The organism is Curtobacterium sp. PsM8 (assembly GCF_030433875.1).
Classification (GTDB): domain Bacteria; phylum Actinomycetota; class Actinomycetes; order Actinomycetales; family Microbacteriaceae; genus Curtobacterium.
In genome coordinates this window covers 49,046-60,067 of record NZ_JARUXD010000009.1, presented here as the reverse complement: position 1 = coordinate 60,067, position 11,022 = coordinate 49,046, and the positions used below count along the sequence as shown (strand labels likewise).

The following is an 11,022-nucleotide window of genomic DNA, read 5'->3' as shown; positions in this document are numbered from 1 at the left end:
CGATCGGCACCCGCACGGCTGCCTGTCGGTAGGAACGAAGGGACGTGCGACGGACTCCCGGGGCGCGTCGGACACCGAGGAGGACGACAGGCGTGGTGCAGATCGGACGTGGCGGCGAACGGTTCGAGGGGGTCCGTGAGATCGCGGTCCTCCGGGGTGGGGGACTCGGTGACCTGATGTTCGCGATGCCGGCGATCGAGGCCCTGGCGGCCGCGTACCCGGAGGCCCGGATCACCCTGCTCGGGACGCCGACGGCCCGCGTGCTGCTGGCCGGCCGCACCGACGCCGTGCACGCCGTCGAGGAGCTGCCCGTGTCGCCCGGGGTCCGCGACGGTGGCGAGGGCGCCCCCGACCTGGAGGACTTCTTCGCCCGCCTGCACGGCCGGTTCGACCTGGCGGTGCAGCTGCACGGCGGCGGCCGGAACTCGAACCCGTTCCTGCTCCGGCTCGGCGCGGCGCACTCGATCGGCACCGCCACCGAGGACGCCACCCCCACCGAGCGCTGGGTCCGCTACGTCTACTACCAGCACGAGGTGCTCCGGGCGCTCGAGGTCGTCGGGCTCGCCGGCGCGGAGCCGGTCACGCTCGACCCCCGTCTCACGGTCACCGACGACGAGCGGGCTGCGGTCGGAGAGCGTCTCGGCGTCGCCGGGCGTCTCGTCGCGATGCACCCCGGCGCCACCGATCCCCGCCGCCGCTGGAGCCCGGAGCGGTTCGCCGCCGTCGCGGTCGCCCGGCTCGAGGCGGGCGACGACGTCGTGCTGGTCGGGGACGACTCGGACCGGCCGGCCGCGACCGCGATCCGGGCGTCCGTCGCCGAGGCCGTCGGCCCCGATGCCGCCCGACGGCTGCACGACCTCACCGGCACCCTGCCGCTGGTGGAGTTGCCCGCCGTGCTCGGTGCCGCCGACGTGATGGTCGGCGACGACTCCGGCCCGCGGCACCTCGCCGTCGCCGTCGGCACCCCCACCGTCGGCGTGTTCTGGTTCGGCAACGTCATCAACGCCGGCCCCCTCGACCGCGGACGGCACCGCGTCCTCATGAGCTTCGTCACGCGCTGCCCGGTGTGCGGGGTCGACGTCACCCAGGTGGGCTGGACCGCGGAACGCTGCGAGCACGATCCGTCCTTCGTCGACGAGATCACCCCGGACCGGGTCCTGGCGGACGTCGAGGACCTGCTCGCCACCAACTGACGGCGGTGCGCCGGTCCGCCGGGGCGGGCGCGGGCCTCCCGGGGTCGCACGACGTGCCGTGCCCGCATCGCCGAGGTCGCAGGACCGGCTGCCGGGCAGCCCACCAGGCGGCAGTTCGTGCGACCTCGGCGGCGGGTCGGTGGGCCGGCGGCGGCCGGGCCGGAGACGGACGGGAGGCCCGGTACCAGCTGGTACCGGGCCTCCTGTCCGTCAGGTGCGCGCGTCGGGCGTGGGCGCGGTCAGGGCCAGCTGGGCTCCGTCGCCGGCATGATCGACAGCTCGCGGATCTCGCACCCGGCCGGCTGCGAGAGGGCGAAGATGATCGAGTTCGCGACGTACTCCGGCTCGATGAGCTGCGCGTCCGGACCCGGCTTGTACTGCTCGGTGCGGTCGGCGAAGAAGTTCGTCCGCATGCCCGCCGGGATCACGTTGGTGACACCGACACGGCCCGCGGTCTCGGCGGCCAGGGCCTGCGAGAACCCGCGGACGCCGAACTTCGACGCCGAGTAGGCGGTGCCGTGGCCGACGCCGCGCAGGGCGAGGGACGACGAGATCGTGACGACGCGGCCGTGCGTGGCCTCGAGCGCGGGGAGCGCGGCTCGGACGGTCGAGGCGGTGCCGATGAGGTTGACGCCGACGATCTTCTCCCAGTTGCCGGACGAGATGGCGTCGATCGGAGCGGGGGTGTCGATGCCCGCGGCGGTCACGACGGCGTCCAGGCCACCGTGGCGCTCGACCGCTGCGGCGACGGCACGTTCGACGGCGTCGGTGTCCGAGACGTCCACGGCGACGGCGTCGACGCCCTCGGGGACGGCGTCGATGCGCAGGTCGAGGACGATCGGGGTGCCGCCGGCCTCGGTGACGGCGGCCACGACGGCTGCGCCGAGTCCGGAGGCGCCGCCGGTGACGAGGACGCGGCCGATGGGGGTGGTGGGGACGGGCATGGATGTCCTTTGCGATCTGGTGCTGTGGTGAGGAGGGAAGACGGGGTGCGGTTCAGCCGACACGTTCGATGGCGGCGGCGAGCCGGGTGGTGGAGCGGCCCGGGTGGAACGGCACGGTGACGACGCGGCCACCCCACTCGGCGAGGGTCACGGACTCGGGCAGCTCGTCGGCGGTGTAGTCGCCACCCTTCGCCCAGACGTCCGGACGGAAGCGGCGGAGCGCCTCGTCGGGGGTGGACTCGTCGAACACGACCACCGCGTCGACGCAGTCCAGGGCGAGCAGGAGCTCGACGCGGTCGTCCTGCCCCATGATCGGCCGGTCCGGACCCTTCAGCCCGCGGACGGACTCGTCCGAGTTCAGGCAGACGACCAGGCAGTCGCCGAGGGCCCGCGCTGCCGACAGTGTGCGGGCGTGGCCGGCGTGCAGCAGGTCGAAGCAGCCGCCGGTGGCGACGACCACGCCGCCGGCGGCCCGGACCTCGTGGACCACGCGCAGGGCGTCGCGGTCGGCGCCGGGGACGGCGATCGGGGCGGGCGGGGCTCCCTCGACGAGCGAGGCGACGCCGCCGGCGGCGAGGTACGCCGACGCGGCCTCGACCCCCGCGGTGACGGCGTCGGCGATCTCCGCACCGGAGGCCAGCGCGACGGCGACGCCCGCGGCGAGCCGGTCGCCGGCACCGCAGGGGTCACCGGCGGTGACGGACGGCGCCGGGACGAAGCGGGAGTCGGCTCCACGAGGGGTGCGGCTGCCGACCAGGGCGCCGCGATCGCCCATCGTGACGGCGACGGCCTGGACGTCCCAGCGGGCGACGAGGTCCGCGGCGGCGTCGGTGGCGAAGGCGACCCCGCTGCCGACGATGCCGGTGAAGCGGTGCGCCTCGCTGGCGTTCGGCGTCGCGACGGTGCTGCCGGCGACCGGCGTGGCGCCCTTCGGGTGCGGGTCCCAGACGAGGGGGGTGTGTGCGACGACGGCGTGCAGCGCGGCCCGCATCTCGGCGGCCTCGGTGAGCCCGCGGCCGTAGTCGGCGACGATCACCGCGTCGGCGCCGTCCAGGGCGTCGCGCATCGCGGACGTCACGGCTGGGACCGGCGGGGTGTCACAGCCCTCGTCGATCCGGACCAGGGCGTGCTCACCGACGCGGACCCGGGTCTTCACCGGGGTCGGTGCGCCAGAGGGCCCGTCGACGATCCGGACGCCGGGGAGCAGCGAGCGGAGCTGGTCGGCCGGCGCGTCGTCGCCGAGGACCGTGACGAGCGTGACGTCGTGGCCGTCCTTCGCGAGCATCGTCGCGACGAGCCCGGCGCCACCGGCACGGCGCTGGTCCGAGCGGACGTCGACGACGGGCACCGGGGCGTCCGGGCTGAGCCGGTCGCTGGTGCCGCTGACGTCGACGTCGAGCAGGGTGTCGCCGACGACGACGATGCGGAGCTGGCGGTCGGTCATCGGGTGCCTCCACGGCGGAGCGCGGGCTCCATGGCCCGGCAGAGGGCGTGCACGAGGACGAGCTGGGCCTCCTGCACGTTGGCGGACGGCCCGTCGATGGCGATGACGTCGTCCACGACGCTCGCGAGCGGGTTCGGCAGCGCACCGGTCATCGCGATCGACCGGGCTCCGGCGTCACGGGCGGCGGCTGCGGCGGCGAGCAGGTTCGCGCTCCTGCCGCTGGTGCTGAGCAGGACGACGACGTCCCCGGCGCGGGCGTGGGCGCGGACCTGGCGGGCGAAGACCTCCTCGAAGCCGTAGTCGTTGCCGATCGCGGTGACGGCGGAGGACTCGGCGTGCAGCGAGATCGCCGAGTATGCCGGCCGGTCCCCGTCGAAGCGGCCGGTCAGCTCCGAGGTCAGGTGCTGCGCCTCGGCCGCGGAGCCGCCGTTGCCCGCGGCCAGCAGGCGACGTCCGGCGACCAGGCGCCCCGCGATGTCGTCGGCCCAGGCGGCGATGTGGTCGCCGTGGTCGACGAGGGACGCGATGACGGGCACCGACGCGGCGATGTGGTCGAGCACCGTGCGGGTGCTGGTCGGGGTCTCGGTCGTGCCGATCCCGGTCTGCTCGATGGTCATCGGGCGTTCCTCTCGGTGATGGGGAGCGCGGCGTCGGCCAACTGCTCCTCGGCGGGGCGGACGGAGTCCGGGATGCGGGTGGTCGTGGGGGCGGCTCCGATGCCGCCGACCGGGCGGACGGGACGCACCCGGCCGCCGGCGACCAGCCGCTCGTAGACGCGTTCGGTGTCGGTGGCGACCTTCTGCCACGTGTAGCGGGACTCGGCACGGCGGCGACCGGCGCGACCGTAGGCGGCACGACGCTCGGGGTCGTCGAGCAGCCCGCCGAGCGCGGTGGCCAGGCCGTCCTCGTCGCGGGGTTCGACGTGCAGCCCGGTGGCGTCCTCGACGACCGTGTCGATGAGTCCGCCGACGCGGGAGGCGACCACGGGCACACCGCAGGCCATCGCCTCCAGCGGGACGATGCCGAACGGCTCGTACCAGGGTGCGCACACGACGACGTCGGCACTCCGGTACACCGCGCCCATGGCCTCCTGGGCGAGCTGCCCGCGGAACGAGACGTGGTCGCGGATGCCGAGGCCGCGGGCCAGCGCGTCCAGACGCTGGTACTCCGGGTCGTCCGGCAGGTCCGCACCGGCCGTGCCGGCACCGCCGACGATGACGAGTTCGACGTCAAGGCCGGCCGCGACGAGCTGGGCGACGGCGGCGATGGTCGTGCCGACGCCCTTCCGCTGCACGAGCCGGGAGGCGGTGAGCACGCGGAAGGTCCGCCCGCGTCCCTCGACGGGGCCGTCCGGTCGGAACAGCTCGACGTCGACGCCGCAGGGGACGACGGAGATGGAGCGGAGGGGGACGCCGAGGCTCTTCAGCTCGAACGCCTCGTCGGAGCAGGTGGCGACGACCTGGTCGGCACTCCGGCCGACGGCGGGCTCCAGCCACTCGCGCTCGGCGGGGCTGGTGTCGGCCGTGCCCTGGTGGCGACGCTTCACGACACCGAGCGCGTGGAAGGTCTGCACGACGGGGATGCGGGTGCCACCGGTCCGCGCCTGGACCTGGTTCACGGCGTCGACGGTCGCGTGGCCGGACATCCAGAAGTGCCCGTGCACGACGTCGGGTCGGTCGACGAACCACTCCGACGCCAGCACCTGCGCGAACGTGCCCATGTAGGGGAGCAGGTCGTCCTTCGGGACGTGCCGCGCGGGACCGGCGTCGACGTGGACGACATCGACACCCGGCCGCAGCGGCACGCGGACCGGCAGCGAGGCGTCGTCTCGACGCGTGTAGACGGTGACGGTGTGTCCGCCGTCGGCCAGGGCGGCGGACAGCGCGGCCACGTGGACGTTCTGACCACCGGCGTCGACGCCGCCGAGGGTCGCGAGCGGGCTCGCGTGTTCCGAGACCATGGCGATCTTCATCAGATGCTCCTCCCCGCGGGTGCCGTGGCACCCGCACCGGCGGTCGTGGTGCCGGTCCTCGACCGGTGTCGCGACCGCACGTCGTCCAGCAACTCGTCCCAGTCCGCCAGGAACCGGGGCAACGCGTGCCGCGCGAGCACGGCCTCCCGGGCGACGAGGCCGCGTCGGCGTGCTTCGTCCGGGTCGTCGAGCAGCGTCCGGGAGGCCCGCACCAGCTCCTCGACGTCGGTCCCGATCGCGCCGGCCTCCGCGGGCACGGTCCGGGCGGCGTCGGTCGTGGCGAGGACCAGCACTGGCATCGCCATGTGCATCGACTCGATGAGCGAGAGTCCGAGGGAGGTCCACCGGTTGGCGTGCACGTAGGCCCGGCGCTGCGCGAGGGCCGCGTGCATCGGGTCCGGCTTGACGTCGCCCATGCCGACCAGCAGGTCGCCGTAGCCGAGCCCGGCGAGCTTCTCGGTGCCCATCCCGAAGACGTCGACCGGGGCGACGGCGCCGAAGCGGGGGAGCAGGTCCGTCCCGACGACGCGGTTCCGTCGGACGGGTTCGTTGATGACGGCGCCGAACCGCTCGAGCTCGCCGGTGTAGAGCGGGCCGGGGTCGACGACACCGTGTTCGACGACGGTCGTCCGGGTGGAGCCGCAGTCCCACATCAGGGCGTTCCAGTGCGTGACGTGCGCGATGGTCACGTCGTCGCGGTCCCGGAAGGGGTGCAGGCTGTCCGGCACGTCGATGCGCGGGGCGTTGTGCTCGACGAAGACGACGGGCACGTCACGACCGCCGAGCAGTTCGCGGGCGACCTCGAGTTCCTCGGGCCGCTGCAGGACGACCAGGTCCACCTCGGCGTCGGCGACGTCCTCGGGTGCGATCTCGACGGCGTTCGTACCCCAGTTCCGGCCACCACGACCGAGGCCCCAGCCGTCACGGGCGGGGGTCGTGGGGATGAGGTACTCGTGCGGGCCGCGGACGAAGGCGTCCATCCAGCCGCCGTGCACGTGCCACACGAGGATCCGCATGCACTGCCTTTCGGTCGCTGTCGATCAGGAGGAGGAGAAGGAGAAGGAGAAGCAGTGCTGCACGCTACGCACGGGCTTCTGGCGCTCCTCGCAGGGAGTCGTCGTTCGTCCGCAGAGCGCATCCGACGAGCCGTTCGTGTGCCGCGAGGACCTCGTCGACGCTCACGCCGGACAGGCACGGGTGGCCCGGGACGGGGCACTCGCGGGCGCGCGAGAGACGGCAGGGGGCGTCCTGGTCGCCGAGCAGTTCGACGTGCTCGGCGTACGGCGCCCACTTCACGGCGGGCACGACGGGGGAGAACAGCGAGACGATCCGGGCCCCGACGGCCGCGGCCAGGTGCGCGGGACCGGTGTTGCCGACGACGACCGCTTCGGCGCCGGCCAGGACGGTCGCCAGCACGGCAGGGCTGGTCCGACCACCCAGGTCGATGCCGGTGGTGCCGGCGACCTCGGCGGTGAGGTCCCGCTCGCCGGGCGACCCGGTGACGACCACGGGGATGCCGAGCCGGTCGTACGCGGCCACGAGGGCACGGTGGGCGGCGGGCGGCCACGAGCGGGCCTCCACGCTGGCGCCCGGGTGCACGACCACGTACCGGTCGAGCGCGGCGACCTCGACGGGGAGCACCGCCGAGTCGTCCGGCCGGACACGGAGCCGCCCGTCGTCACCGTCCGGCAGTGCGAAGCCCGCGGCGGCGGCGATGCGGAGGGCCCGTTCGGGTTCGGGGACGTCTTCGGGCAGGTCCTCGCCGGGCCGCAGTCGCACGTCGAGCAGGGACCCGGGGTGGTCGACCGAGGCGCCGGAGACCCGGGGGACCCCGGCGAGCCGCAGGAGCATCGCGAGCGGCAGCGGCGACTGGTGGAACGACGTCAGGACGACCGCCTCGTCGGGGCGTTCCTCGGCGACCAGCGCGCGGAACTCGGCGAGCACGGCGTCGTCGAGCGGGCGGACGGTCTCCGTCACCCAGGGTGCGGCCCAGACGCGGAGCGAGTCGACGCCGGGCAGGAGCGCCCCGGCCGGCGCACCCTGTGGGCCGCAGAGCAGCGTGACGTGGTCGGCGCCGGCGGCCACGGCGCGGACGGCGGGACCGGCGACCAGGACGTCCCCGAACGAGTCGAGTCGGGCGACCAGCACCCGGCGCCCGGCAGGTCCGCCCGCGGCCACCTGGTCGCTCATGCCGACGCCCCGGCAGCGCGGGCGACGACGAGCGCCACGGCTTCCCTGACCGAACCGGCGACGGTGGCGGCGGCCTCGACCTCGGCCGGCATCGTCCGCGCGGTCGGCACGAGGATCCCCTGCGCTCCCGCGGCGACCGCGGCACCGACGTCGGCGCCGATGTCGCCGATGACGACCAGGTCCGCGGCGTCCAGCCCGAGCCGGTCGGCGGCACGCAGCACCATGCCGGGACGGGGCTTCCGGCAGTCGCAGTCGTCGCCGCGGTCGTGCGGGCAGACCTCCCACACGTCGAACGGGCCGACGAGCCCGTCGACGCGGGCGTTCGTCGCGTCGACCTGGTCGCGGGTCGCCAGGCCCTTGGCGATCGCGGACTGGTTCGTGACGACCCCGACGGCGAGACCCGCGGCGCGGGCCGCGGCGACCGCGTCGGCGGCACCGGGCACCGGCACCACCCGGCCCGGGTCGGCGTTGTAGGGGACGTCGACCACCAGGGTGTCGTCACGGTCGAAGAGGACGCCGCGGAGCGGACGGTCGGAGAGGGCCACACCCCTCTCTACCGGCCGCGCCGTGTCCTCGACCAGTCGGACCCCGCCCTGTGGCGCGCCGTGGACAAGCCGGTGCCGCCCGGCGGACGCCGCGGTGCCGGGCCGGTAGCGTCGGGCCACGTGACCGCCGTACCCACCCTGCCCCCGTCCGACGGCCGACCCGAGCTCGTGGTGCTCCGAGCGATCAAGCTCGGCGACCTGCTCGTCGCCGTCCCCGCGCTGCACGCCCTCCGCCGGGCGTTCCCCGGGCACCGCATCACGCTGGCGACGACCGCCTGGCTCGCCCCGGTGGTCGAGCTCGTCACGGACGTCGACGTGCACCTGGCCCAGCACGGCCTGGACCACCCGATCCAGGTGCCGACCGGCGTCGTCGACGTCGCCGTCAACCTGCACGGCGCCGGCCCCGAGTCGGGCGACCTCATCGACGCGCTGCAGGCCCGCCGGGTGATCGGTCACGGCGCACCCGACGGTCCGGAGTGGCAGCACGACGTGCACGAGCGGGTCCGCTGGGCCGGCCTGATGACCGCCCACGGCATGCCCGCCGACCCGGACGACGTGTCGATCGCGTTCCCCGCCCTGCCCGCCGTCGTCGAGGGCGCGGCGGTCGTGCACGTCGGTGCCTTCCACGGTGCCCGCCACTGGCCGGTCGACCGCTTCGCCGACGTGGTTCGCGGTCTGGTCGCACGCGGTCACCACGTGGTCCTGACGGGAGGCGCGGACGACGTCGAGCGCGCGCTGGCCGTCGCCGAGTTGGCCGGCCTGGACGACTCGGCGGTCCTCGCCGGACGCCTGGACCTGCAGCCGTTCGCCGCCGTCGTGGCGGCTGCGAGCCTCCTGGTGACCGTCGACACGGGAGCCGCGCACCTGGCCTCCGCCTACGGCATCCCCTCGGTCGTCCTCTTCGGCCCGGCACCGCCCGAGGCCTGGGGTCCGCCCGCGTCCGGCCCGCACGTGGTGCTGACCGACGCCTCGGTCCGCCGCGGCGACGTGTTCGCCGAGGACCCGGACCCGGCGATCCTCGCGGTCAGCGCCGACGACGTCCTCGCCGCGGTGGACGGACTCGGCGCCACGCCGGCCGTCCCCGCGCACGACGGCGACCGGTAGCGCGGCGCACAGCGCGAGTCGGTAGCGTCGATCCGACGGCACGGACAGTCCGGTCGTCGGAGGGAGTCGCCGTGTTCGAAGCAGCCAACATCCGGGACTGGATCGGCCTGCCGGTCGTCGACGGCAACGAGGACAAGATCGGCAACCTCGAGAGCATCTACTACGACACCGCGACGCAGCAGCCGGCGTTCGGCTCCGTGACCACCGGTGTCGTCGGCAAGAAGCTCGTGTTCGTGCCGCTCGTCGGCGCGACCGTCGCCCCGAAGCACCTGCTCGTGGCGTTCGACAAGAAGACCGTGAAGGACGCGCCGTCCATCGCGACCGATGGCGAGCTCGACGCCGCCACCGAGCCGGAGCTGTTCCAGCACTACGGCCTCGACTACCAGGCCGGTTCGGGCGGCGAGCGCCGTCTCGGTCGTCGCTGACACCTGACGACCACGCCGGCGTCGTCGCAGGACGGGTCGAGCGGGACCGGCTAGCCTGGTCCGCTCGACCCGACCCGAGCCTCCCGGAGCCCACCCTGCGCCGTCCGCCCTCCGCCCGCCAGCGCGCCACCCGCCTGCTGGGCGCGTTCGTCGTGTCCGCCGTGCTCGTCGGCGCCGCCCTGGTCGGTGGGCCGGCCGGCGGACCGCTCGCCCCACCGTCGGCGGTCGCCGCCCCGCAGTGGCCGGTGCCGCAGCCGTTCCCCGTGACCGACGACCCGCCCGAGACGTTGACGGACCTGCCGCCGGGCAGCGAGTACGTCGCGATGGGCGACTCGTACTCCGCCGGGTACGGCCTGGCGAACCCGACTGGTCTGCCCGTCGCCGCGTGTGCGCAGTCGGGGCGGGACTACCCGCACCGGATCGCCGCGCGCTTCGGGTTGGCGCTGACGGACGTCACGTGCGCCGGCGCGACCAGCGAGGACGTCCGCGACCGCACGCAGTGGCGCGGGGCTCCGCCGCAGGTCGAGGCGCTCTCCGAGTCCACCCGGCTCGTCACCCTGACGATCGGGGGCAACGACGCCGACCTGTTCGGCACCGCGGCGTCGTGCATGGCGCTGTCGGCGTCCGGCCCGGTGTTCTCGGGCAAGAACGCGCCGTCGTGCCGGAGCACGCTCGACGTCGACGGGGTCGACACGCTGGGCGCGAAGATCGAGAGCCGCGTCGCCCTGGGCATCGCGGCGACGCTGGCCGACATCCGGCGTGCCGCCCCGAACGCGACCGTGCTGCTGCTCGGCTACCCGGCGATCTTCCCGGACGCGGAGCACACGCCGAAGCGGGGCTGTTTCCGGCCGGCCGTCGACCTCGGCACCCTCGCCGGGCGGTTCCCGACGGACACGTACCCGTTCACCGACACCGACGTCCGGTGGCTGCACGGCATCCAGGAGCAGCTCGACGAGGTCGGCCAGGACGCCGCCCGGGCCGCCGGCGTCCGCTTCGTCGACGTCTTCGCGGCGACGCAGGCGCACTCGGCGTGTGCCCGGTCCGGCGCCTACGTCTCCGGGGTGTCCCTCGACTCGTTCGGCGGGTTCAGCAGCATCGACCTCGAGCCCGGCGCGCTGCACCCGAACCCGGCGGGTGTCCGGTACCTGACGCGGCAGGTCGACGCGGAGCTCCGCGACCTGCTCGGCTGATCGTCCGCGGTCCGG

Annotated in this window: 11 protein-coding genes; 4 read left to right on the top strand and 7 right to left on the bottom strand. The window is 74.8% G+C overall.

The window, feature by feature from the left end; translation table 11 throughout:
• The first annotated feature begins 92 nt into the window (after window positions 1-92).
• Entirely contained in the window at window positions 93-1,193 is a 1,101-nt protein-coding gene (locus QCD68_RS03550) for a glycosyltransferase family 9 protein (RefSeq protein ID WP_301222040.1), read from the top strand.
• Window positions 1,194-1,432: 239 nt separating this feature from the next.
• Here the strand turns inward: QCD68_RS03550 and QCD68_RS03545 are convergent, their stop codons facing one another.
• From QCD68_RS03545 to QCD68_RS03515, 7 genes are all read right to left on the bottom strand, one after another.
• The gene (locus QCD68_RS03545; protein ID WP_290156071.1) at window positions 1,433-2,137 is read right to left on the bottom strand and encodes an SDR family oxidoreductase; all 705 of its coding nucleotides are present in this window, start codon (window positions 2,135-2,137) and stop codon (window positions 1,433-1,435) included.
• Window positions 2,138-2,189: 52 nt separating this feature from the next.
• On the bottom strand, window positions 2,190-3,581 hold the full coding sequence (locus QCD68_RS03540; protein WP_301222039.1) for a PfkB family carbohydrate kinase: 1,392 nt from the start codon (window positions 3,579-3,581) through the stop codon (window positions 2,190-2,192).
• Window positions 3,578-4,198 (bottom strand): D-sedoheptulose-7-phosphate isomerase, encoded by a 621-nt coding sequence (locus QCD68_RS03535; protein ID WP_111073425.1) that lies wholly within the window; start codon window positions 4,196-4,198, stop codon window positions 3,578-3,580. Before QCD68_RS03535 ends, QCD68_RS03540 begins: the two co-directional genes overlap by 4 nt.
• Window positions 4,195-5,553, bottom strand: coding sequence for a glycosyltransferase (locus tag QCD68_RS03530; RefSeq protein WP_301222038.1), 1,359 nt, complete (start codon window positions 5,551-5,553; stop codon window positions 4,195-4,197). Before QCD68_RS03530 ends, QCD68_RS03535 begins: the two co-directional genes overlap by 4 nt.
• Complete coding sequence (locus tag QCD68_RS03525; RefSeq protein ID WP_301222037.1) at window positions 5,553-6,569, bottom strand: glycosyltransferase; 1,017 nt, start codon at window positions 6,567-6,569, stop codon at window positions 5,553-5,555. The genes QCD68_RS03530 and QCD68_RS03525 overlap by 1 nt, the downstream gene beginning before the upstream one ends.
• 64 nt (window positions 6,570-6,633) lie before the next feature.
• Window positions 6,634-7,743: a glycosyltransferase family 9 protein gene (locus QCD68_RS03520; RefSeq protein WP_301222036.1), complete on the bottom strand. Its 1,110-nt coding sequence runs from the start codon at window positions 7,741-7,743 to the stop codon at window positions 6,634-6,636.
• The gene (locus QCD68_RS03515; protein ID WP_301222035.1) at window positions 7,740-8,288 is read right to left on the bottom strand and encodes an HAD-IIIA family hydrolase; all 549 of its coding nucleotides are present in this window, start codon (window positions 8,286-8,288) and stop codon (window positions 7,740-7,742) included. Before QCD68_RS03515 ends, QCD68_RS03520 begins: the two co-directional genes overlap by 4 nt.
• Before the next feature lie 120 nt (window positions 8,289-8,408).
• Between QCD68_RS03515 and QCD68_RS03510 the strand changes: the two genes are divergently transcribed.
• The 3 genes from QCD68_RS03510 (at window position 8,409) to QCD68_RS03500 (ending at window position 11,007) form a co-directional block, all read left to right on the top strand.
• On the top strand, window positions 8,409-9,392 hold the full coding sequence (locus tag QCD68_RS03510) for a glycosyltransferase family 9 protein (protein ID WP_301222034.1): 984 nt from the start codon (window positions 8,409-8,411) through the stop codon (window positions 9,390-9,392).
• Window positions 9,393-9,463: 71 nt separating this feature from the next.
• Window positions 9,464-9,817 carry a PRC-barrel domain-containing protein gene (locus QCD68_RS03505; RefSeq protein WP_111073430.1) on the top strand — a complete coding sequence of 118 codons (354 nt, stop codon included), beginning with the start codon at window positions 9,464-9,466 and terminating at the stop codon, window positions 9,815-9,817.
• A 152-nt stretch (window positions 9,818-9,969) separates the two neighbouring features.
• Window positions 9,970-11,007: an SGNH/GDSL hydrolase family protein gene (locus tag QCD68_RS03500; RefSeq protein WP_301222033.1), complete on the top strand. Its 1,038-nt coding sequence runs from the start codon at window positions 9,970-9,972 to the stop codon at window positions 11,005-11,007.
• Window positions 11,008-11,022 lie beyond the last annotated feature (15 nt).